The 22,583-nt window shown below is 64.8% G+C and carries 22 protein-coding genes; 15 read left to right on the top strand and 7 right to left on the bottom strand.

The window, feature by feature from the left end; all coding sequences use genetic code 11:
* The first annotated feature begins 1 nt into the window (after position 1).
* Positions 2-1,027 (top strand): tetraacyldisaccharide 4'-kinase, encoded by a 1,026-nt coding sequence (lpxK, locus tag N7E70_RS20690; protein ID WP_067963335.1) that lies wholly within the window; start codon positions 2-4, stop codon positions 1,025-1,027.
* Positions 1,028-1,060: 33 nt separating this feature from the next.
* Here lpxK and N7E70_RS20685 read toward each other — a convergent pair whose 3' ends face one another.
* Positions 1,061-1,294, bottom strand: coding sequence for a DUF2093 domain-containing protein (locus N7E70_RS20685; RefSeq protein WP_067966764.1), 234 nt, complete (start codon positions 1,292-1,294; stop codon positions 1,061-1,063).
* 172 nt (positions 1,295-1,466) lie between these two features.
* Positions 1,467-2,372: a LysR substrate-binding domain-containing protein gene (locus N7E70_RS20680; RefSeq protein ID WP_067966762.1), complete on the bottom strand. Its 906-nt coding sequence runs from the start codon at positions 2,370-2,372 to the stop codon at positions 1,467-1,469.
* Between the two features lie 112 nt (positions 2,373-2,484).
* Between N7E70_RS20680 and N7E70_RS20675 the strand changes: the two genes are divergently transcribed.
* Positions 2,485-3,384 carry a DMT family transporter gene (locus N7E70_RS20675; protein ID WP_067963332.1) on the top strand — a complete coding sequence of 300 codons (900 nt, stop codon included), beginning with the start codon at positions 2,485-2,487 and terminating at the stop codon, positions 3,382-3,384.
* Between the two features lie 242 nt (positions 3,385-3,626).
* Here N7E70_RS20675 and mutL read toward each other — a convergent pair whose 3' ends face one another.
* Positions 3,627-5,483, bottom strand: coding sequence for a DNA mismatch repair endonuclease MutL (gene mutL / locus N7E70_RS20670; protein WP_263007475.1), 1,857 nt, complete (start codon positions 5,481-5,483; stop codon positions 3,627-3,629).
* A gap of 776 nt (positions 5,484-6,259) precedes the next feature.
* On the bottom strand, positions 6,260-7,162 hold the full coding sequence (locus N7E70_RS20665; protein ID WP_263007474.1) for a LysR substrate-binding domain-containing protein: 903 nt from the start codon (positions 7,160-7,162) through the stop codon (positions 6,260-6,262).
* A 91-nt stretch (positions 7,163-7,253) separates the two neighbouring features.
* On the opposite strand from N7E70_RS20665, the gene N7E70_RS20660 reads away from it, so the two are divergent.
* Genes N7E70_RS20660 through N7E70_RS20650 form a run of 3 tightly spaced genes read left to right on the top strand, consistent with a single transcriptional unit; the run spans position 7,254 to position 9,703 of the window.
* Complete coding sequence (locus N7E70_RS20660) at positions 7,254-8,819, top strand: trimethylamine methyltransferase family protein (RefSeq protein ID WP_263007473.1); 1,566 nt, start codon at positions 7,254-7,256, stop codon at positions 8,817-8,819.
* A 12-nt stretch (positions 8,820-8,831) separates the two neighbouring features.
* Positions 8,832-9,224, top strand: coding sequence for a nuclear transport factor 2 family protein (locus N7E70_RS20655; protein ID WP_263007472.1), 393 nt, complete (start codon positions 8,832-8,834; stop codon positions 9,222-9,224).
* Positions 9,221-9,703: a hypothetical protein gene (locus tag N7E70_RS20650; protein WP_263007471.1), complete on the top strand. Its 483-nt coding sequence runs from the start codon at positions 9,221-9,223 to the stop codon at positions 9,701-9,703. Before N7E70_RS20655 ends, N7E70_RS20650 begins: the two co-directional genes overlap by 4 nt.
* A gap of 23 nt (positions 9,704-9,726) precedes the next feature.
* Here the strand turns inward: N7E70_RS20650 and queF are convergent, their stop codons facing one another.
* A complete protein-coding gene (queF, locus tag N7E70_RS20645) occupies positions 9,727-10,188 on the bottom strand; it encodes a preQ(1) synthase (RefSeq protein WP_263007470.1) in 462 nt (153 codons plus the stop codon).
* Between the two features lie 113 nt (positions 10,189-10,301).
* Between queF and N7E70_RS20640 the strand changes: the two genes are divergently transcribed.
* Positions 10,302-12,347 carry an NADH:flavin oxidoreductase gene (locus N7E70_RS20640; RefSeq protein ID WP_263007469.1) on the top strand — a complete coding sequence of 682 codons (2,046 nt, stop codon included), beginning with the start codon at positions 10,302-10,304 and terminating at the stop codon, positions 12,345-12,347.
* On the opposite strand, the gene N7E70_RS20635 is transcribed toward N7E70_RS20640, so the two are convergent.
* Positions 12,337-13,230 (bottom strand): LysR family transcriptional regulator, encoded by an 894-nt coding sequence (locus tag N7E70_RS20635; RefSeq protein ID WP_263007468.1) that lies wholly within the window; start codon positions 13,228-13,230, stop codon positions 12,337-12,339. The two genes, N7E70_RS20640 and N7E70_RS20635, sit on opposite strands and share 11 nt — an antisense overlap.
* 119 nt (positions 13,231-13,349) lie before the next feature.
* Here N7E70_RS20635 and N7E70_RS20630 point away from each other — a divergent pair, with 119 nt between their 5' ends.
* Positions 13,350-14,552, top strand: a complete 1,203-nt coding sequence (locus tag N7E70_RS20630; RefSeq protein ID WP_192317189.1) for an acyl-CoA dehydrogenase — start codon at positions 13,350-13,352, stop codon at positions 14,550-14,552.
* A gap of 261 nt (positions 14,553-14,813) precedes the next feature.
* Complete coding sequence (locus N7E70_RS20625; protein WP_263007467.1) at positions 14,814-15,281, top strand: cupin domain-containing protein; 468 nt, start codon at positions 14,814-14,816, stop codon at positions 15,279-15,281.
* A 51-nt stretch (positions 15,282-15,332) separates the two neighbouring features.
* On the opposite strand, the gene N7E70_RS20620 is transcribed toward N7E70_RS20625, so the two are convergent.
* Positions 15,333-16,448 (bottom strand): mandelate racemase/muconate lactonizing enzyme family protein, encoded by a 1,116-nt coding sequence (locus N7E70_RS20620; protein WP_263007466.1) that lies wholly within the window; start codon positions 16,446-16,448, stop codon positions 15,333-15,335.
* 261 nt (positions 16,449-16,709) lie between these two features.
* On the opposite strand from N7E70_RS20620, the gene N7E70_RS20615 reads away from it, so the two are divergent.
* From N7E70_RS20615 to N7E70_RS20585, 7 genes are all read left to right on the top strand, one after another.
* Positions 16,710-17,189, top strand: a complete 480-nt coding sequence (locus N7E70_RS20615; RefSeq protein WP_263007465.1) for a cupin domain-containing protein — start codon at positions 16,710-16,712, stop codon at positions 17,187-17,189.
* A 191-nt stretch (positions 17,190-17,380) separates the two neighbouring features.
* Positions 17,381-18,568 (top strand): glycine C-acetyltransferase, encoded by a 1,188-nt coding sequence (locus N7E70_RS20610; protein ID WP_263007464.1) that lies wholly within the window; start codon positions 17,381-17,383, stop codon positions 18,566-18,568.
* 55 nt (positions 18,569-18,623) lie between these two features.
* On the top strand, positions 18,624-19,658 hold the full coding sequence (gene tdh / locus N7E70_RS20605) for an L-threonine 3-dehydrogenase (RefSeq protein WP_263007463.1): 1,035 nt from the start codon (positions 18,624-18,626) through the stop codon (positions 19,656-19,658).
* Between the two features lie 126 nt (positions 19,659-19,784).
* Entirely contained in the window at positions 19,785-20,288 is a 504-nt protein-coding gene (locus tag N7E70_RS20600; RefSeq protein WP_154385436.1) for an HPP family protein, read from the top strand.
* 112 nt (positions 20,289-20,400) lie between these two features.
* Entirely contained in the window at positions 20,401-21,270 is an 870-nt protein-coding gene (locus N7E70_RS20595) for an MBL fold metallo-hydrolase (RefSeq protein ID WP_263007462.1), read from the top strand.
* Between the two features lie 14 nt (positions 21,271-21,284).
* The gene (locus N7E70_RS20590) at positions 21,285-22,028 is read left to right on the top strand and encodes a fumarylacetoacetate hydrolase family protein (RefSeq protein ID WP_263007461.1); all 744 of its coding nucleotides are present in this window, start codon (positions 21,285-21,287) and stop codon (positions 22,026-22,028) included.
* A gap of 8 nt (positions 22,029-22,036) precedes the next feature.
* On the top strand, positions 22,037-22,573 hold the full coding sequence (locus N7E70_RS20585) for a DinB family protein (RefSeq protein WP_263007460.1): 537 nt from the start codon (positions 22,037-22,039) through the stop codon (positions 22,571-22,573).
* Positions 22,574-22,583: the final 10 nt, after the last annotated feature.

The raw sequence follows: 22,583 nt of genomic DNA, 5'->3' as shown, positions 1-22,583 counted from the left end.
TCTGGCCAGCGAAGCGCCTCCTTTCTGGTGGGAAAAGCCGGACTGGCGCGCTTATGCGCTCTATCCGGTGTCGGCGCTGTACGCCCTGGTGGCGGGCCGGCGGATGAAGGCGGCTAGGCGCGAAAAGATGGACGCACCGGTGCTGTGCGTCGGCAATTTTACCGTCGGCGGCACCGGCAAGACGCCTGTTGCCATAGCCCTTGCCAGGCAGGCCAAGCGCATGCATCTGGTGCCCGGTTTCCTGTCGCGCGGCCATGGCGGCAGTTTTTCCGAACCGCACATCGTCGATCCTCATCACGACAGCGCCAAGCATGTCGGCGACGAGCCGCTGCTTCTGGCCGAACATGCGTTGGTCGCGGTGTCGGCCAACCGGGCCGCCGGCGCGCGCATGCTGATCGAGCGCGGCTGCAATTTCCTGATCATGGATGATGGCTTCCAGAGCGCGCGCATCCACATCGACTATGCGCTGATCGTCGTCGACGCCCGTTATGGCCTCGGCAATGGCCACGTCATCCCCGGCGGGCCGATGCGGGCGCGGCTGATCGACCAGCTCCGCTTCGCCGACGCCGTGCTCAAGATGGGCGAGGGCGAGCGCGCCGATGCGGTGGTGCGCCGGGCGGCGCGTGCCGGCAAGCCGGTCTTTGCCGCTGTGGCGCGCCCACGCGGCAAGAAGGCCTTTGCCGGCCGTCGTTTCCTGGCTTTCGCCGGTATCGGCCATCCGGAAAAGTTCTTCGCCACGCTGGCCAAGGCAGGGGCGACGGTGGTGCTGGCGCATCCCTTCGCCGACCATCATTTCTACCTGCCCGACGAACTCGAGGATCTGGTCACCGCCGCGCGCGTCGGCGAGCTCGAACTGGTCACGACGTCCAAGGATGCCGCCAGGTTGCGCCATGGCGCGGCGTCGCCAGAATTTCTCGAAAACCTGAATGTGCTGGAGATCGACGCCGTCTTCGACGTCGAGAACGCGCCCGAGCGCATCATCAGCGAGACGCTCGAAGCCTGGCGCCGCCGGAAGATATCAGGTTGAAAATCTCAGCCTGAAGATCTCAGGCTGGCCGGCTTATTTGCGCGTGCGCAGCTCCGGGTTCATGTCGATTTCACGCGACAGCGACACCGCGGCATCGCGGTAAGGTTCCTGGCGGGCGACGCTCCAGTATTTGAGCTCGTCCAGCGGGATGGATTCCCCCGTCACCGCGCAGCGCACGAAGGAACCGGGGCTCGTCACCTGGAAATCGCCGTCGAGATAGCGGATGCGGGCTTCGCGTGCGCCGGGGCCTTCGAAACGGTTCATCATGGGCTTTCGCTCAATCTCCCTGTGCCGGCTGCCGGTCGCCGGCGGCATCGCCTGCCGAAATCTACAGTTTCTTGACCCGCTAAAGAAGGGGGGCCGTCAAGGCGGTCGCCCGTCAAGAAGGGCGGGCCGTGCCTTGCCCGGCTTTTACGGTCACAGAACGTCCTGGGTCAAGTTACCTGTCCTCGGCGAGGAAGCGTTCGACCGTCTCCAGCGACAGCCCGGCATGGTGGCCGATGCGCCGCGCCAGCTCGGCCGCAGCATGTCGCGGCCGTCCCGCAGGGCGATCGAGCCAGTAGGACACAGGGTTCAGCGCGCGGTGTTCGTCGACCATGACGAGATGGCCCGCCTTGAGCTGGTTTTCGGTCAGCGGCGGCCGCGCCAAAGCGATGCCGAGACCGTGGCTCGCCGCCGACAGCACCAGATTGTAGTCCTCGAAGCGCCGGTCCTGCGGTCGCGGTCGGTAGTCGAGGCCGTGGGTGCTGAACCAGGACCGCCAGCTCGACGCATCGGAATCGTGGATCAGCGGAAAGTCCAGCAGCCTTGCCGCGTCGCCCTTGCCGATGCGGGCCGCAAGTGCGGGTGCTGCGATGGGAAAGCAGTGCTCCTCGAACAATTGCGTCGAGATCCGCCCCGGGATCTTGCCGCGGCCGCAGCGGATGGAGAGATCGATGCCCTCGTCGGCGAGGTCGGCCTGGCGGATGTCGACGTCGAGCACGACGCGCAGCTTCGGCTCGCCCGCTTCGAGCTGCGACAGGCGCGGCATCAGCCACAGCCCGGCAATCGACGGGATCGAGGTCAGCCGCACCACGGCCGCACCGCGCGGCTCGACCCAGCGGTCGGTGGTGTCGGAGATCAGCGAGAACGCCTCATTGGCGCGCAGATGCAGGCGCTGGCCCTCGAGCGTCAGCGTCACGCCGCGCGCCCCGCGCTCGAACAGCCGGAGGCCGAGCCAGTCCTCCAGCTTGGCGACCTGCCGGCTGATCGCGCCATGCGTCATGTTGAGCTTTTCGGCCGCCGCCGAGAAGCTGCCGCTGCGCGCCGCCGCCTGGAAGGCGCGCAAGGTTTCGAGAGGGAGCATCTGTTCTGAGCTGTGATCCATGCTCACAGCTGAGCCTCGATTTATTCGTTTGTCAATCAGCTCGGTGTCGGCGACATCTTGGCATGCAGACCCAGACTGACGAGGCCCAGCCATGACCGCCCAGACCACCATCCAGACCGGCAATCCGACACAGCGGTCTTCTACTGTCACCGTGCTTGCGGTGGTCGTGACGATCGTCGGCTGGGCCTCGTCCTTTCCGGCCATCCGCGCCGGGCTCGATGCCATCGATCCGATCGAACTCGGCGCGTTGCGCTTCGCCATCGCGGCCGTGCCGTCGGCGATCTACCTGATGATCCTGCGCCCGGCCTTGCCGGCGCTGAACGAACTCTGGCGTTTTGCCTTTGGCGGCGCGGTCTTCATCGCGCTCTACACGGTGCTGCTCAACTATGGCGAGACGACGGTTTCGGCGGGGGCGGCGAGCTTCATCATCAACGTCAATCCGATCATCACGGCGGTGCTGGCGATGATCCTGCTCGGCGAGCGTTTTCCGGTGCTTGCCTGGGCCGGCACCTTCCTGTCCTTTGCCGGCATCGGCATCATCGCGCTCGGCGAGGGGCAGGGGCTGACCTTCAACACCGGCGCCTTGCTGATCCTCGGCTCGGCGTTCTGCACCTCGCTGAGCAGCATCGTCCAGAAGCGCCTGTACATCAGCCATCGGCCGCTGACCGTCTCGGCCTGGAACATGATCCTCGGCGCGCTGTTCCTGGCCCCGGCGCTGCCCAACGGCCTTGCCCAGATGTCGGTCGCCTCATCGGAACCCTTCTGGTCGGTCATCTATCTCGGCATCGTGCCCAGCCTGATCGCCTATGGCAGCTGGTCGGTGGCGCTGTCGCGCCTGCCGGCGTCGCGTGCCTCCAACTTCATGTATTGCGTGCCGCCGGTGGCGGTGGCGATCGGCTTTGTCTGGCTCGGCGAGACCCCCGGCCTGTTCGGCATCCTGGGCGGCGCGCTGGCGCTGGCCGGCGTGGTGCTGGTCAATCTCAAACGCTGAGGCGGGCGGGCTGTAGCGACTTGATGGCGCCAGGTGGCAGCACCTGGCGCCATCAATGTCTGAAGCGGTTTTCCCCAGGAGTTGCGCAAAAACAAGGAGATAGCAAGTTTCCTTGATTCAGGCACAAGTGCTGCGCTCCGGCGCAATTCCAGCAAGGTTGTGCAGCGCTTTCCCGTCCGAGATTGTGTAGAAACAAGGAGATAGAGCGGTTTCGCGATTCAGGATGAAAAGCGCGAAACGCCCTAGCGGCGGCCGAACAGCTTCTCGATGTCGGCGAGCTTGAGCTCGATATAGGTCGGGCGGCCGTGGTTGCAGGTGCCCGATCCCGGCGTCGCCTCCATCTGGCGCAGCAGCGCGTTCATTTCCTCAGGCCTGAGACGGCGGCCCGAGCGCACCGAGCTGTGGCAGGCCATGGTGGCGGCGATCGCATGCAGCCTTTCCTTCAGCGTGTCGGCGGTGTCGCTGTCGGCGATCTCGTCGGCGAGGTCGCGCACCAGCTTGACGACGTCGGTTTCGCCGAGCATCGCAGGCGTTTCGCGCACCGCCACGGCTCCAGGGCCGAAACGTTCGACGCCGAGGCCGAAGCGGGCCAAGGTTTCCGAATGCAGCGCCAGCCGTTCGGCGTCTTCTTCGGGCATGTCGACGATTTCGGGCAGCAGCAGCATCTGCGAGGGGATCGGCCGCGCATGCAGCGCGTTCTTCAGCGCCTCATAGACAAGCCGCTCATGGGCGGCGTGCTGGTCGACGATGACGAGCGAGTCGCTGGTCTGGGCAACGATGTAGTTTTCATGCACCTGCGCCCGGGCAGCCCCCAGTTCGGTGCGCAGCAGCGCTTCGACCACCTCTGACTGGCCGGCGCGGGTATCGGCACTATCAAGCGGTCCGGCGTCGAAGCTCGTCTGTGCCGGCTCGGCAAAGCCCGCGTCGAGCGGCCGGAACGGTGAGCGCTGCGGTTCGTAATTGGCCGAGGTGGCGGCACGGAAATCCGGCCGTATCTGCGGGTTGTAGGCGCGATGGCCGTTGGCCGGGCCGGGGTGGCCGTAGCTGGTCGGCCCCGGCCGGAACGCCCCCATCATCGCCTGCGTGCCTGTCGTCGCCGGCCGGATGCCGGCATTGGCCAGCGCCTGGCGGATCGCGCCGACGATCAGGCCGCGCACCAGGCCGGGATCGCGGAAGCGCACGTCGGCCTTGGCCGGATGCACGTTGACGTCGACGATGGCCGGGTCGAGCGTCAGGAACAGCACCGTCACCGCATGGCGGTCGCGCGGCAGAACGTCGGCATAAGCGCCGCGGATCGCCGAGGCGATCAGCTTGTCGCGCACCGGCCGGCCGTTGACATAGGCATATTGCTGCAGCGCATTGCCCCTGGTGTAGGACGGGATCGAGACATGGCCTTCGAGCCGCACGCTCTCACGCGCGGCGTCGATGGCGATCGAATTGTCGGGGAAGTCATTGCCCATCACCTGGGCGATGCGGGCAAGCCGGCCTTCGACCTCGTCCGAGGTCGCCGACAATTCCAGCGTCGAGCGGTCGGTGCCCGACAGGGTGAAACGCACGGCCGGGAAGGCAATCGCGATGCGCTTGACGGTGTCGGCGATGGCGGTCGCCTCGGCGCGCTCGGTCTTCATGAATTTGAGCCGGGCAGGCGTGGCGTAAAACAGGTCGCGCACCTCGACTGTCGTGCCGCGGTTGCTCGGCGCCGGGCGCACGCCCGACACCCGGCCGCCCTCGACTGATATCTCGGCGCCGCTGTCGGCTGATCTGGTGCGCGAGCGGATGGCGAGCTTCGACACCGAGCCGATCGACGGCAAGGCCTCGCCGCGGAAGCCGAGCGAGCGGATGTCGAGGATGTCGTCACCGAGCTTGGAGGTGCAGTGGCGCGAGATCGCCAGCGCCAGTTCGTCTTCGGGCATGCCCGAACCGTCGTCGACGACGCGGATCAGATTGAGCCCGCCGCCCGCTGTCGCCACCTCGATGCGGCCGGCACCGGCGTCGAGCGCGTTCTCGACCAGTTCCTTGACCACGCTGGCCGGCCGTTCCACGACCTCGCCGGCGGCGATCTGATTGATCATTGTCTCGGAAAGCTGGCGAATGGGCATGGCAGGACTATAGCGGGATTCGGTTGGGTCGGGACAGGTGCAAGGAAGCCGTATCGGTGTGCTGCGGCTCAGCTGGACACAACAGCCCTACTTGCCTCTGCGAACCTAGCTTCCATGTCTTGCCGATACTCTGCGTCGTCTTTCGGCCAGTCCAGTTTCATATGCTCAAGGTGCTCAATGACATCGGATGAAATCAGGAATCGAATACCTCGCCCAATCAGACCTTCTACCAAACTAATGTATGGGTCGTAGTCTTCATTGTAATCTATGGCGTACAAGTCCCAGCATTCATTGATAAATGGATCGATTACACCATAGATAAATCTTATGGCCTCGTTCGAGGGATTAATTTTGTCGGGCACATTGAAATGCTGGATACTGTTTCTCAGCCGTCCAAACGCTCGATAGTTTTCTATGTCAGGGATACGTATTCCGGTTGTTGCCCACAATCTATCTGGCAAATCCATAAATTGAACTGTTCTGCCGCTCTCAACTAGCTGTTGTTGAGAGAGAGGTTTTGCATCAGATGGCTGTTTCGGCAACTGATCAAAAATCAGGAGGGGGTGCTCCTGTGCTATCCTAGCCTTGATCAGAATTTCAGCAGCGTGTGCAGCTTGTAGGACGGACAGTTCCGGCCAGTATCGGTTTTAAAAGCTGTGATAGTTCGCGTGCCAATTGGCATGGGCTAGTGCTCCAAGTCCTAGCCCGACCATATGCTCGTGAACTCCAGAAATTTCATTTGGCATTCTGCGCGCGCCCCTCTGTTCAATGATGTTTTACGCCTGCGCCGCCAGCCAGTCGCGCACCTTTTCAGCGCTTTCGCTGAGCACGCGATTCCTAGGCCAGGCGACGTGGAAACCCTTGTTCGTCGTCATGACGTGATCGGACAGCCGGACCAAAAGCCCCGCCGCAATCAGCCGGTCGGTGAGGTGACGCCAGCCGAGCGCGATGCCCTGGCCTTCCATCACGGCCTGGATGACCAGCACATAGTCGTTGATGACCAGCCCGCGCTTGGCGACGGCGCCGTTCAGGCCGGCCGACTGGAACCATTCGTTCCAGGTTGCAGCAGGGCGATAGGGCTCGTCGAGGTGGATCAGATGGTGCAGGGTCATCTCGGCCGGCGTCATTGGCGTGCCGGCGCGCGCCAGATAGGCCGGCCCGGCGACCGGATAGACCTCTTCGTCGGCGATCTGCAACAGCTCGTAGTCGGGCCAGTCGGCGGCGTCGCCGCCGCGTATGCCGAGCGGAATGCCCTCGGCGATAAGGTCGAGGTCGCGGTCGGCGGTCTGGATGCGCAGGTCGATGCCGGGCAGGTCGTCGCGGAATTTCTGCAGCCGCGGCATCATCCAGAACGAGGCAAAGGCTGTTGAGGCCGACAGCGTCACATGCATGCCGCCGGCCCGTGCCCTGAGCTCTTCCGCCGACTTGCGGATATGCGACAGGCCGAGCGTGACGTCGGCATGGAACCGTTCGCCGGCCTCGGTCAAAAGCACCTGGCGGTGGCGGCGCTGGAACAGCTTGGCACTGAGCTGATCCTCCAGCCCGCGGATGGCGTAGGACACGGCGGCCTGGGTCATGCCGAGCTCACGCCCGGCGGCGGTGAAGCTCGCCAGCCGCCCGGCGGCTTCGAAGACGATCAGGCTGCCGGCCGAGGGCAACAGGTGGCGCAGGCTTTGCATAAGTCATGCTTATGCAAATGATGAGGATTTTCAAGCGTCACAGCACCCGATCCAAAGGCTAGCTTCATGCTGGAACGATTTGGAGCCTGACATGAGCGTCGCCACCGCCGAAGCCCCTGGTGAGCCCGCCAAGCGCCGCGAGCGCGGCGGCCGCAACGCCCGCCGCGAACAGCGTTCGCATGGGCCCGAGGCGCATGGCCGGCCCTATATCACGAGGAACATCCCGACCTACGACATTCTCTCCGAGGACAACCTTGTCCGCATCGAGGCGACCGCCGACAGGATCCTTGCCGAGATCGGCATCGAGTTCCGCGACGATCCTGTGTCGCTGGATCACTGGAGACGGGCAGGGGCCAAGGTCGAGGGGGGGCTGGTCAAGTTCGAGCCCGGCCTGCTGCGCGAGGTGCTGAAGACCGCGCCGGCAAGCTTCACCCAGCACGCCCGCAACCCCCAACGTTCGGTCGAGATCGGCGGCAAAAGCGTGGTGTTTTCGCCGGCCTATGGCTCGCCCTTCGTCATGGATCTCGACAAGGGCCGTCGCTACGGCACCATCGAGGATTTCCGCAATTTCGTGAAGCTTGCGCAGTCCTCGCCCTGGCTGCACCATTCCGGCGGCACCATCTGCGAGCCGGTCGACGTGCCGGTGAACAAGCGCCATCTCGACATGGTCTACAGCCACATCCGCTATTCCGACCGCGCCTTCATGGGCTCGGTGACCTCGGAAAGCCGTGCCGAAGATTCCATCGACATGGCGCGTATCGTCTTTGGCGAGGACTTCACTGACCGGAACTGCGTCATCCTGGGCAATGTCAACGTCAACTCGCCGCTGGTCTGGGACGCCACCATGACCACGGCTTTACGCGCCTATGCCCGCGCCAACCAGGCGGCTGTCATCGTGCCCTTCATCCTCGGCGGCGCCATGGGGCCGGTGACCAATGCCGGCGCCATCGCCCAGTCGCTGGCCGAGACCATGGCCGGCTGTGCCCTGACCCAGCTCGAACGGCCCGGCGCGCCCGTCATCTTCGGCAATTTCCTGTCGTCCATGTCGCTGCGCTCGGGTTCGCCGACCTTCGGCACGCCGGAACCGGCGATCGGCTCGATGGTCATCGGGCAACTGGCCCGGCGGCTCAACCTGCCGCTGCGCTGCTCCGGCAATTTCACCACCTCCAAGCTGCCCGACGCCCACGCCATGAACGAAGGCACCATGTCGATGCTGGCGGCGGTGCATTGCGGCGCCAACTTCATCCTGCACTCGGCCGGTTTCCTCGACGGGCTGTTGTCGATGTCCTACGAGAAGTTCGTCATGGACGCCGATTTCTGCGGCGCGCTGCACACCTATCTCGACGGCGTCAAGATCGACGACAACCAGCTGGCGCTCGACGCCTTCCGCGAGGTCGGCCCCGGCAACCATTTCTTCGGCTGCGCCCACACCATGGCCAATTACGAGACGGCATTCTGGGATTCGGCCATCGCCGACAACGAGCCTTACGAGAAATGGGAGGCGGCAGGCTCGGTCGACGCCGCCACTCGCGCCAACCGGCGCTGGAAGACGATGCTCGCCGAATATCAGCCGCCGCCGCTCGATGAAGGCATAAACGAGGCGCTGCAGGACTTCATGGCGCGCAGGAAGGCGTCGATGGAAGATGCCTGGTATTGAGGGCCGCAGCCTATGCACGACACGGCCTTCGATCCCCTCGCTGCTCTGAAAACCTACCACGCGGCAATCGACGTGCTCGACTTCGCCGCCATCGAAGCCTGTTTCGCGGCTGACGCCTGTTATGTCTCCGATGGTGTCGGTGACGCCGTCGTCGGCCGCGACGCGATCATGGCGGCGTTTCGCGGCTATTTCGCCTGTTACGGCGACCAGGTCTCCATGGACGAGCAGGTGGCGGCATTGTCACAGCACTCCGCCTGGTCGCGCTGGCGGCTCGAGGCGACGCATGCCGTGTCAGGTGTCCGTCTTGTCAGGTCGGGCGAGGAGACGGTGACGTTCGACGTCGACGGCAGGATCATGCGTGTCGAGGTGAAGGATGACGCTGGCGCGCAAGGCAGCGGCCGATGATGCGTGCTATTGAGGGCCATCACGCCAACGCCGAGGCCGCCATGAAAGCCGCTTTTGCAACTGCCATCCTGCCCTTTCTGGTCACGCCTGCCATGGCCGGCACCGCCGTCGAGGCGGTCAGGCCGTTCTACGACCATGTCGGGCTCGAACTCGATCCGGCCGAGCGCGGCCGTTTCGTCGATCCGGCCAAGGCGGTGCTCGACGCCCGCGACCAGCTCGAGAAATCGGAGCAGGGCGATTGCCTCGATGCCAACATGCCGCTCGACAGCACAGCCTATGACAAGGCCGAACTCGACAGGAGCCTGAAGATCATCGGCTCGGAAACAGGCGACACCGCGATCGTCGTCGCGGCGTTTACGGCTCAGGGCGAGCCGCATCGCATGCAGTGGAAGCTGAAGAAGGTCGACGGCGAATGGAAGGTCGCCGACCTACTGTCGGTGACCAATGAATGGGCGCTCAGCCAGTATCAATGCCAGTGAGCGCCGCTATCCCTTCGATGCGTTCAGCCGCGGCCGCGATAGGGCGCGACACCCGTGTCGGGCAGCCACACGCCCTCCGGCGGCCTGCCGGTCTGCCAGAACACGTCGATCGGGATGCCGCCGCGCGGATACCAGTAGCCCGCGATGCGCAGCCACAGAGGTTTTGTCGCGGCGACGACGCGGCGGCCGATCATCACGGTGCAATCCTCGTGGAAGGCGCCGTGGTTGCGGAACGAGACCATGAACAGCTTCAGCGACTTGGACTCGACCAGCAGCCGGTCCGGGGCATAGTCGATGACGATGTGGGCGAAGTCGGGCTGGCCGGTGACAGGGCACAGCGAGGTGAACTCCGGGCAGGTGAAGCGCACGATGGCGGGCGGGCCGCCGAGGCGGTCGTAAGGCACGGTTTCGAGCACGGCTGTCTCGGGCGAAGTCGGCGTCTGCACCTGGGTGCCGAGCTGGGTGAGGCTGTCGGTGTTGGTCATTGGGCGGCTCTTCTGAAGGGGCCTGGCTCATTGCCGGAACGGCTCGATGCGCCAGATTGCACGGACCAGATTTTCACGTGGCGTGTCTTAACGCCTGACACTGCGGGAAGGCAATGACCAGCAACGATCCGCTTCTGCAGCCCTACCAGCTCCGCCATCTCAGGCTCAAGAACCGCATCATGTCGACGAGCCATGAGCCGGCCTATTCCGAGGACGGCATGCCCAAGGAGCGCTACCGGCTCTACCATGCCGAAAAGGCCAGGGGTGGCATGGCGCTGACCATGACGGCGGGCTCTGCCATCGTCTCGCGCGACAGCCCGGCCGCCTTCGGCAATCTGCATGCCTATGACGATGCCATCGTGCCCTGGATGGCCGAACTGGCCGACGCCTGCCACGAGCATGACTGCAAGGTGATGATCCAGCTCACCCATCTCGGCCGGCGCACCGCCTGGAACAAGGCCGACTGGCTGCCGGTGCTGAGCGCCTCGCCGGTGCGCGAGGCCGCTCATCGCACCTTCCCCAAGACCGCCGAGGACTGGGACCTCGACCGCATCGTCGCCGACTATGCCGCAGCGGCCCAGCGCATGCAGGCAGCGGGGCTCGACGGCATCGAGTTCGAGGCTTATGGCCACCTGCTCGACGGCTTCTGGTCGCCGGCCACCAACCATCGCGACGATTGGTATGGCGGCTCGCTCGACAACCGCCTGCGCTTCACCTTTAGGGTGATCGATGCGGTGCGCGCCGCCGTCGGGCCGGATTTCCTCGTCGGCATCCGCATGGTCGCCGACGAGGATTTCGACAAGGGCCTGTCCAAGGCGGAGGGCGTCGAGATCGCCCAGAGGCTGGCCGCGTCGGGGAAATTCGACTTCCTCAACATCATCCGCGGCCATATCGACACCGATGCTGCACTGACCGGCGTCATCCCCATCCATGGCATGCCGTCCTCGCCGCATCTCGATTTCGCCGGCGACATCAGGGCGGCAACGAAGTTCCCGGTTTTCCACGCCGCACGCATCGCCGACGTTGCCACCGCCCGCCATGCCATTGCATCAGGCAAGCTCGACATGGTCGGCATGACACGCGCCCACATCGCCGACCCACACATCACCGCCAAGGTGATGGCCGGCGAAGAGCACCGGATAAGGCCCTGCGTCGGCGCCACCTATTGCCTCGACCGCATCTATGAGGGCGGCGGCGCGCTCTGCATCCACAATGCCGCCACCGGCCGCGAGGCGACGATCCCGCATGTCATTGCCCGCACCGACGGGCCGCTGCGCAGAACCGTCGTGGTCGGCGCCGGCGCTGCCGGGCTGGAGGCGGCACGGGTCCTTGCCGAGCGCGGCCACACAGTGACCGTTCTGGAGGCGGCGAGCCAGGCCGGCGGCCAGATCAGGCTGGCCGCCCAGAACCCGCGCCGGCGCGAGCTGATCGGCATCGTCGACTGGCGGCTGGCCGAGCTGGAGCGCCTCGGCGTCGAGATCCGCTACGACATCTGGGCCGGCCTGGACGATGTGCTGGCGCTCGATCCGGACGCCGTGGTGATCGCCACCGGCGGCCTGCCGCAGAACCCGCCGCTCGACGGCGGTGACGAGCTGGTGACCTCGAGCTGGGACATCATTGCGGGCAGCGTCAAGCCGGCCGATAACGTGCTGCTTTACGACGACAATGGCGGCCACCAGGGCATGACGGCGGCCGAGCTGATCGGCAAGGCCGGCGCCAAGCTGGAATTGCTGACGCCGGAGCGTTTCTTTGCCCCCGAGATCGGCGGCATGAACCACGTGCCCTATATGGAGGCGTTTCACCGCCATGGCGTGAAGATCACCATCAACACACGGCTCAAGCAGGTGCGGCGCGACGGCAACCAGCTGGTGGCAACGCTTGTTTCGGATTTCGCCAAGGGCTGGAGCGAGGAGCGCCGCGTCGACCAGGTGGTGGTCGAGCATGGCACGCTGCCGCTCGACGAACTCTATCTCGAGCTCAAGCCTTTGTCGAAGAATTCAGGCGCCATCGACTACACCAGCCTGATCCATGGCGGTGACATCTTCCCTGACAACAATCCGGATGGCCGTTTCCTCTTGCTGCGCATCGGCGACGCGGTCCAGGCGCGCAACATCCACGCTGCCATCTATGACGGCATCCGCTACGGCCTCAGGATCTGACGGTCTCCGCCGTCAGCCAGCGCACGAATTCGCGCAAGCCCGGCCGGTCCTCGCCGCCGGGGCGGAAGGCGAGGCGGTAGGGCACCTCACCGGCGATGCGGTTGGGCGAGGCCATGACCAGCCGGCCGCTGCCGAGTTCGCGCTCGACCAGCACCTCCGGCACCAGCGCCACGCCAAGGCCGGCGACCGCCGCCTCGACCACCATCGAGAACTGCTCGAAGCGGTGGCCGCGCAAGGTGGTGCGCGGGTCGATGCCGGCGGCCTGGAACCATTGCAGCCACAGCGTCGGCCGCGTCGACTGCTGCAACAGCGGCAGCGCCGCCAACTCGTCGTCGTCGAGGGCGGCGCGCCCATCGAGCAGGGCAGGGGCTGCGACCACCACAAGCACCTCGTCGAACAGCCTGACGATGCCGGGCTGTCCCGTCCCGGCCGGGCCACGCTGGATCGCGGCGTCGAAAGCCTCGGTCTCGAAGTCGACGGTTTCCAGCCGCACCGCAAGATCGATGGCGACATGCGGATGGGCGGCGTGGAAGCCGGCAAGCCTGGGGATCAGCCAGCGGTCGGCCAGGGTCGGCAGCACCGCGAGGCTGAGCACGTCGGACTGGCCGCCGAAAGCCATGGTGCGCACCGCCGCCTCATGCAGGCTGTCGAGGATGGCCTCGGCATCGCGGGCAAAGCGCCGGCCGGCATCCGACAGGGCCAGCCGCTGCCTGACCCGGTGGAACAGCGCCACGCCCAGCCGGTCCTCCAGCTGCCCGATCGAGCGGCTGACCGAGCTCTGTGTCAGGCCGAGCTGATCGGCCGCGCGAATTGTCGTGCCGAGGCTGGCGCAGGCCCGAAACGCCTCAAGCTCCGCAATCGTTGGGACATAGCTGCGGCGCATCGCCTGGCCTTTGACCGAGTTGATCGAATTTACGCATAAACTATGCGAGATTACTTGTTAGCGAAATGTGCCGAAGCGGTCTAGGATGTCTGGGAAATCACCCATTCTCCGGAGGAACCATGAGCGCATCCACACCGGCCGGCGGCGGCAGCTTTGTCTGGGCCGACCCGTTCCTGATCGAAGACCAGCTGACCGAGGACGAGCGCATGGTGCGCGACGGCGCCGCAGCCTTTGCCGCCGACAAGCTCGCGCCGCGCATCGAGGAGGCCTATCTCGACGAGAAGACCGATCCGGCGATCTTCCGCGAAATGGGCGAGGCCGGCCTGCTCGGCATCACCGTTCCCGAGGAATATGGCGGCCTTGGCGCCGGCTACGTCACCTATGGTCTCGTCGCCCGCGAGGTCGAGCGCGTCGATTCCGGCTATCGCTCGATGATGTCGGTGCAGTCGTCGCTGGTGATGTACCCGATCTATGCCTATGGCTCGGAAGAACAGCGCAGGAAGTACCTGCCCAAGCTCGCATCGGGCGAGTGGATCGGCTGCTTCGGCCTGACCGAGCCGGACGCAGGTTCCGACCCGGGCGGCATGAAGACCCGTGCCGAGAAGACCGCCAATGGCTACAAGATCTCCGGCTCGAAGATGTGGATCTCGAACGCGCCGATCGCCGACGTCTTCGTCGTCTGGGCCAAGTCTGCAGCCCATGACAACCAGATCCGCGGTTTCGTGCTCGAAAAAGGCATGAAGGGCCTGTCGGCGCCGAAGATCGGCGGCAAGCTGTCGCTGCGCGCCTCGATCACCGGCGAGATCGTCATGGAAGGCGTCGAAGTCGGCGAAGACGCGCTGCTGCCCAACGTCTCGGGCCTCAAGGGTCCGTTCGGCTGCCTCAACCGCGCCCGCTACGGCATCTCCTGGGGCGTTCTGGGCGCGGCCGAGGATTGCTGGCACCGTGCCCGGCAATACGGCCTCGACCGCAAGCAGTTCAACAAGCCGCTGGCCGGTACCCAGCTCTACCAGAAGAAGCTCGCCGACATGCAGACCGAGATCGCGCTCGGCCTGCAGGGGTCCTTGCGCGTCGGCCGCCTGATGGACGAGCATAAATTCGCGCCCGAGATGATCTCGATCGTCAAGCGCAACAATTGTGGCAAGGCCCTCGACATCGCCCGTATCGCCCGCGACATGCATGGCGGCAACGGCATCCAGATCGGCTACCACGTCATGCGCCATGCGCAGAACCTGGAGACGGTCAACACCTATGAAGGCACGCATGACGTGCATGCGCTGATCCTGGGCCGCGCCCAGACCGGCCTGCAGGCGTTCTTCTAAGCGTCAGCCGCAACCCGAAATCGCTGAAACGGCCGCGAAGCAAGCGCTTCGCGGCCGCTTTTGCTTGGCGCCGCAAACTGCCCGCGCATGCAGAATGGCTTTCGCTTTCAGGTTTAGGAAGTGCGAATATATTTCGACTTACGCGCGAATTGTTTCATTGGCTTGAAACACTGGCGGCGGCTGCCAACCTCAAACGGTTACATCGCATCGATAACTCCGGACCTGGGCGGCAGTTTCGCCTGCGTGCGGGGAGAATAATCTGTGAGCGATCAGACCAGGGCTGGGAACGCCAACCAGATCTTGTGGTTCGGCGACAACCTGATGACCATCCGTGTGCCGGCGAGCGCCGGCGAGATCAGCGTCATCGAATGCCGCATGCCGCAGGGCGAAACGACGCCGCTGTACGTCACGCTGAGCGGCGACGAAGTCATTCACATGCTCGAAGGTACGATGCAGTTTTTTGTCGACGGCAAGGACTTCCTTGCCCATGTCGGCCAGACGGTGATGGCGCCCCGCGGGCTGCCGCACCATTTCAGGATCGAATCCACCGACGCCGCGACCTGCCTGATCGTCACCCAGAGTGGCGTCTTCGAGCAGATGGTTCGCCAGATGAGCCTGCCGCTACAGGCGGACGTCCTGCCGTCGAGGGTCGAGCGGGACGCAAGCAGGCGCTTCTTCGACACCCCGGCGCAACGCAACATCGAGGTCGTCGGCGCTCCGCTACCATAGCGCCGACATCAGGCTGGACGGGTGCGGGGGCGTGTCCGTCCAGCCATCTCTTCAAAGGCCGCAGGAAAACAGCGGTGCGCCGAACAGGTCAGGCTCGACGTCGAGGCCGAGGCCCGGCCCGCCGGGCAAAGCCATCATGCCGCCTGAAATGGCAAATTCGCCGCTTGCATTGGCCACCGTCACCCAGTTGTGGAAGTCGACTGTGTGCTGCCTGAGATGCTCGGGCGTCGACAACAGCAGGCCCGAATAGGCGGCCGTGTCGATCTGGGCGCCGCCGGTGTCCTCGATCGTGACCTTCAGGTTTTTGGCAATCGCGATGTCGCGCAATAGTTTTGCGCGCGTGAGCCCGCCCACCCGCGCGAGCTTGATGGTGATGCCGTCGACGAGCCCGTCGCCGATCGCGCGGATGAGCATGTCGGCGCTGTCGATGGTCTCATCCAGCACCAGCGGCCGGTCGGTGGCGCGGCGGATGGCGAGGTTTTCCTCGTAGCTGGCGCAAGGCTGCTCCAGCGTGTAGTCGAGATTTCGTGTCGCCATCAGGAAGCGCCGCGTCTCCGCTGTGCCCCAGCTGGCATTGGCGTCGCAGAACAGCACCGTGTTAGTGGGCACCGCTGCCCGCACCGCTTCCAGCCTTGCGATGTCCTCGTTGACGTCGAGCCCGACCTTGACCTGCAGCCGGCGGTAACCCTCGGCGATGTATTTTGTCGCCCTGACAGCCATCGCCTCGGGCGCCTGCTGGGCAATCGAGCGGTAGAGCGCAAGCTGCTCTCCCTCGGCGCCGCCTGAGAGCGCTGCCAGCGACAGGCCTGAACGTTTGCCGACCAGGTCCCAGAGCGCCATGTCGATGGCCGATCTGGCGTAAGGATGGCCCTTGAGCAGAAGCTCCATGCGCCGGTTGAGCGCCTCGATGCCGGACGCGTCACAGCCCAGCAATTGCGGCGCCAACTCCTTCATCGCCTCGCGGGCGCCGGCGGCAAAGGCCGGATCGTAGAAGCTGCCGAGCGGCGCCATCTCGCCATAGCCGCTGATGCCGTCGCGGCTGGTGATCTCGACGATTGTCGAATCGAAGCCTTCGGCACTTCGGCCGCCGGAGCAGCGATAGGTGCCGTCGCGAAACGGCTGCCATTGCCTGTAGATGCGGATGCCTGAAATGGTCGCGTCGGCCATGTTGTCCCCTCGGCGCAGACTGATCTCGGCCAAGGATAAACCGGGCAGTCGGCCGCCGCGGCGAGGGAAACGGCGCTTGGCCGCGTCGTTTTCCTGACAGGTCGGGCTCTCCAGTGCAGGGTTCTTTTGCTTTCGTATGAGACGCGAATTGTTTCAGCTTTCGGATACAGCGTTCGGTTTCGCTGAATTCGAGCGGATACGGACGCCGCTTAGATCGGGGCACCGCGGATTTTCAGACCGCGCTGCTCGAAAGGACGAGAAATGACCATGCATGCGAAGACCGACAGTGACGGCGAGTTGTTGTGGTTTGCCGGCTCTCTGGCAACCATCAAGGTATCGGGTGAGGCGGGAGCCGACACGATCAGCGTCATCGAACATCTGATGCCCTATGGCTCATCGCCGCCGCTGCACATCCATGTCAACGAAGACGAGGTGTTCCATATCCTCGACGGCGTGATGCGCTTCAATGTCGGCGGCAAGGAGTTCTTCGGCCGCGCCGGCCAGACCATGATGGCGCCGAAGGGGGTTCCGCACAGCTATCGCGTCGAATCCGCCGAGGGCGCCCGCTGCCTGACCGTCACCACGCGCGGCGACTTCGAGCGTCTGGTGCGCGAGATCGGCGTGCCGACCGACAAGGCCGAGTTTCCGCTTGAGGTGGCGCCGACGCCAGAGGCCATCAAGGCGCTGACCGAGGCCTGTGCCCGCAACGGCATCGACATCATCGGTGCGCCCCTGTCCTGACCGACAGCCTTGCAGGGCCGGCCGCCCGGTCGGCCCTTCTCGTCAAACATGCCCGTTGCAAGGCGGCCCTGCTTGGCCGCATCCTGTGCCATGGATGATCGACCTCTCGGGTCGTATTTCCTGTAGTATCGGCCCTGTAGTATCGGCCAGGTCTTGCCGCCATATCAGGCCAACGAACGGGACGTGACGCGATGAGAAATGCTTTCCTCTCCCATCTCCAGACGGAACTGTCCGGCCTCAAAACCGCCGGGCTCTACAAGTCCGAGCGCGTCATCACCTCGACGCAGGGTGCCGAGATCGAGGTCGGCGGCGAAAAGGTGCTGAACTTCTGCGCCAACAACTATCTCGGCCTCGCCGACAGCCATGAACTGCGTGACGCCGCCAAGTCAGCCCTCGACCGTTATGGCTACGGCATGGCCTCGGTGCGCTTCATCTGCGGCACCCAGGAAGAGCACAAGCAACTGGAGGCAAAACTCTCCGGCTTCCTCGGCATGGAGGACACCATCCTCTATTCCTCCTGCTTCGACGCCAATGCCGGCCTGTTCGAGACGCTGCTCGGCGAAGAAGATGCCATCATCTCGGATGCCCTCAACCATGCCTCGATCATCGACGGCGTCAGGTTGTCCAAGGCCAAACGTTTTCGCTACGCCAACAACGACATGGCGGCCCTCGAGGAAGAACTGAAGAAGGCCGAAGGCAGCCGCTTCAAGCTGATCGCCACCGACGGTGTGTTCTCGATGGACGGCATCATCGCCAATCTCAAGGGCGTCTGCGATCTCGCCGACAGATACGGCGCGATGGTGATGGTCGACGACAGTCATGCCGTCGGCTTCGTCGGCAGGAACGGGCGCGGCACCCCGGAGCATTGCGGCGTCGAGGGCAGGGTCGACATCATCACCGGCACGCTCGGCAAGGCGCTGGGCGGCGCCTCCGGCGGCTACACCTCGGGCAGACGCGAGGTCGTCGACTGGCTGCGCCAGCGCTCGCGGCCCTATCTGTTCTCCAACACGCTTGCCCCTTCCATCACGGGCGCCTCGATCAGGGTGCTGGAGCTGATCGCCGAAGGCGGGGCCTTGCGCGACAAACTCTATGCCAATGCCGAGCGTTTCCGCGCCGGCATGGGCAAGCTCGGCTTCAAGCTCGCCGGCGCCGACCACCCGATCATCCCGGTCATGCTCGGAGATGCCACGGTGGCGCAGGAGATGGCGGCGCGCATGCTGAAGCGCGGCATCTACGTCATCGGCTTTTCGTTCCCGGTTGTGCCCAAAGGCCAGGCGCGCATCCGCACGCAGATGTCGGCAGCCCATTCTTCAGCCGATATCGACCGCGCGATCGCGGCCTTCGCCGAGGTCGGGCGCGAGCTCGAAGTGATCTGGTAATACTGCCGGAGTTGCAAAAAGCGATTCCGGATCAAGCGATTCCGAGGACAAGACAATGTCGAACATGATGCGCGCCCTGGTGAAGGCCAAGGCTGAACCGGGGATCTGGATGGAAGAGGTGCCGGTGCCGGAGATCGGCCCCAACGACGTGCTGATCAAGGTCAGGAAGTCGGCGATCTGCGGCACCGACGTCCACATCTACAATTGGGACCAGTGGGCGCAGAAGACCGTGCCAGTGCCGATGGTGACGGGGCACGAATTCGTCGGCACGGTCGCCGATTTCGGCGCCGGAGTGAAGGACTACAAGGTCGGCCAGCGTGTTTCCGGCGAAGGCCACATCGTCTGCGGCCATTGCCGCAACTGCCGGGCCGGGCGGGGACATCTCTGCCGCAACACGCTCGGCGTCGGCGTCAACCGGCCGGGCTCCTTCGCCGAATATGTCGCCATCCCCCAGCACAATGTCGTGCCGATCCCCGACGACGTCTCCGACGAGATCGCCGCGATCTTCGACCCGCTCGGCAATGCCGTACACACAGCTTTGTCCTTCGATCTCGTCGGCGAGGACGTGCTGGTGACAGGCGCCGGGCCGATCGGCATCATGGGGGCACTGGTCGCCCAGTGCGTCGGCGCCCGGAAGGTCGTCATCACCGATATCAACCCGACCCGCCTGGCGCTGGCGCGCAAGATGGGCATCCACCACGTCGTCGACGCCTCGAAAGAGAAGCTGCGCGACGTGATGCGCGAGGAAGGCATGACCGAGGGGTTTGACATCGGCTTGGAAATGTCGGGCTCGGCGGTCGCGTTCCGCGACATGATCGACACCATGAACAATGGCGGCAAGATCGCCATTCTCGGCATTGCGCCGACCGGTTTCGAGATCGACTGGAACAAGGTCATTTTCAAGATGCTGCATCTCAAGGGCATCTATGGCCGCGAAATGTTCGAGACCTGGTACAAGATGATCGCGCTGGTGCAGGGGCCGCTCGATGTCGGCGGCCTGATCACCCACCGCATCGGCATCGACGATTTCCAGGCCGGGTTCGATGCCATGCGCAGCGGCAATTCCGGCAAGGTCGTCATGGACTGGTAGGGGCGATTGGTAGGGCATTTCCAGGGAAAGTTTTTTCACTGTAGGGTGAAAAATTCGAACAAAGCGACGTTGCCAGCCGAAGCCCTGATTTGCTATTGAGGCGGGCCCTTCGGCCTGGAACCAACGATGCGCCGCCACATACGCACCCTTACTGCCCGGCATGAGCCGAAAGGCCAGATGCTCTCGCACGTCAAGTCGGGATCGGGCGCGATCGTCGGCCTGGCGGCTGTCGGCGGACTTGCCTCGGTCACCGGCCTGCCGATGCTGATCGCGCCGCTGGGCGCGACCGCAGTGCTGCTGTTCGGCCAGCCGGCCAGCCCGCTGGCCCAGCCGATCAACATATTTGCCGGTTATTTCATCGCCACGCTGATCGGCGTTGCGGCGGCTATGGCTTTTCCCGGCCTGTGGGAAGTGTCGGCGGTGGCGGTCGGCGTTTCGATCGCCCTGATGCTGATGTTCCGCGTCACGCACCCACCCGCGGGTGCGATCCCGCTCGTGGCGACGGCCACACCCTATCAGGGCAGCACCTTGTTCATCGTCGTGCTGTTGAGCTGTATCAGCCTGTTGCTTCTCGCGCTGGTCCATCACTGGATCCCGCCGCGCGCCCAATATCCGCGCCGCGTCGACTGACGCTTTGACCTTGCCTCGGTGCTTGCCGCCGCTCTAGCTTGGGCGCAGGCAAAAAGAGGTGTCAGATGAAATCCGAGTCGCAGATCGCAACTGTTCGCGCGGGCAGGGGCGCATGAGCGACCGTCTCGTCCTGCTCGGCACCAAGGGCGGGCCGGCGATCAGGCCGGGCGGGCCATGGCCGACATCGACGCTGCTCGAACTCGGCGGCCGCACCGTCATCGTCGACTGCGGCCTAGGCGTGACGCGCGGCGTGACCGATGCCGGTCTCAGCCTCAAAGCCCTCGACCTGGTTTTCATCACCCATCTCCATTCCGACCATGTGCTCGAGCTCGGGCCGCTGCTGCACACCGCCTGGACCGCGGGGCTTGCCACGCCGGTCAGGCTTTTCGGCCCGGTCGGATTGAATCGATACTGGCAGAGTTTCGTGCAAGCGCTTGAATTCGACATCGAAATCCGCATCGTCGACGAAGGCCGCCCGGATCTGCGCGAGATGGTCGAGGTCGTCGAGTTCGGCGAAGGCGAGGTGCTGCGCGACGGCAGCCTGTCGGTTAGCGCCCTGCGTGTCGACCATCCGCCCGTCACCGAATGTTTTGCCCTGCGCTTCGAGCACCAGGGCACGTCGATCGTCTTTTCCGCCGACACCGCCTTTTTCCCGCCCTTGGCCGATTTTGCCCGCGGCGCCGATATCCTGCTGCATGAGGCGATGCTGGAGGAAGGTGTCGAGCGGCTGGTGGCGCGCACCGGCAATGGCGCGCGATTGCGCGAACATCTGATGGCGAGCCACAGCCTGGCCGGCGAGGCGGGCACGATTGCGGCGCGCGCCGGCGTCGGCCGCCTGGTGCTCAATCACCTGATACCGGCCGACGATCCCGACATCGGTGAGGCCGATTGGATCGAAGCTGTCAGGAAAACATGGAATGGTCCCTTGACGATTGGCCGCGACGGGCTTGTTGTGACTGACAAGGGCGAAGACGCCCCCTAACCGGGAGGACGTGCATGAAACTGGCGACGCTGAAGAACGGTTCGCGTGACGGGAAACTGGTCATCGTCTCGCGCGACCTGACGCGATACACCGATGCCTCGTTCCTGGCACCCAACCTGCAGGCGGCGCTCGACGACTGGCGCCGGATTTCCCCACATCTCGCGGCTTTGGCCGGCTCGCTCGAAATCGGCGCGGTGCCGTCGTCGCGCTTCCACGAGCACGACGCCCATTCGCCCTTGCCGCGCGCCTACCAGCGGCTCGGCGGCGGCGATGCCTTTGCCGGCCCGCGCGATGCGATCGAACTGCCCGGCAAGATCCGCGACGCAAAAATCGACGCCGCCGTCGCGGTGATCGTCTCGGACGTTGCCATGGCAGCATCGGAGGATGAGGCGAAAGACGCGGTGGCGCTGATCGTGCTCTCCACCGACACCATCCTCGATGGCGGCCAGGCCGGCACCTCGGCGCTGTCGCCTGTCGCTGTCACTCCCGATGAGCTGGGCGGCGCCTGGGACGGGGCCGTGCACCTGGCGCTGATTGCCGGGGCGCGCAACGTCACCTCCGTCTGGACCAGCTTTCCCAAGGTGATAGCGGACGCCGCCGCATCCCGCGCGCTTGGCACCGGCGCCATCGTCAGGGGCGCGGTCGAGACGCTCTCGGTGTCGCTCGGCGACACGCTGCGCGTCGAAATGAAGGACAAGGCCGGCCATTCGATATTTGGTGCGATCGAACGCCAGGTCGGCAGGTTCGAGCCGGCCTGAGCCACCTGGTGGAGATGACAGGCCATTTCAGCCGCATGGCGCGGAACAATCTGTGGTCCAACGACCGCATCTACCGCGCCGTGCTGGCCCTGCAGCCGGGTGAGCTCGAGGCCGAACGGACGAGCTTTTTCCCCTCGCTCAAGGACACGCTGAACCACATTCTGGAAGTCGACCTGTTCTATCTCGACATGATCGAGGAAGGCGGCGAGGGGCAGATGCTGTTCGATGGTTTTGTCGCGCTCGACACGGCCTCAGCCCTTGCCGCGGCGCAGGCCGAGTTCGACCGGCGACTGGTCGCCTGTTGCGACGGTCTGAGTGCAGCCGATCTCGACAGGCGGGTGCTGTCGGATCGCGGCGAGGCCGGCCAGATCCCCGAACGCATCGGCGACCTCTTGGCCCATCTGTTCATTCACCAGATCCATCACCGCGGCCAGATCCACGCGATGCTGTCGGGCACATCGGTCGCGCCGCCGCAGCTCGACGAGTTCTTCCTCGACTATGATCTGCGCTTCAGGGGAGAAGAGGTCGAGCGGCTGGGGATCTAGAGCGGGCAAG

The sequence above is a fragment of the Aminobacter sp. NyZ550 genome, assembly GCF_025628925.2.
In the GTDB taxonomy this organism is placed as follows: domain Bacteria; phylum Pseudomonadota; class Alphaproteobacteria; order Rhizobiales; family Rhizobiaceae; genus Aminobacter; species Aminobacter ciceronei.
The sequence above is the reverse complement of the archived record's forward strand: the minus strand, read 5'-3'. Positions and strand labels throughout refer to the sequence as shown.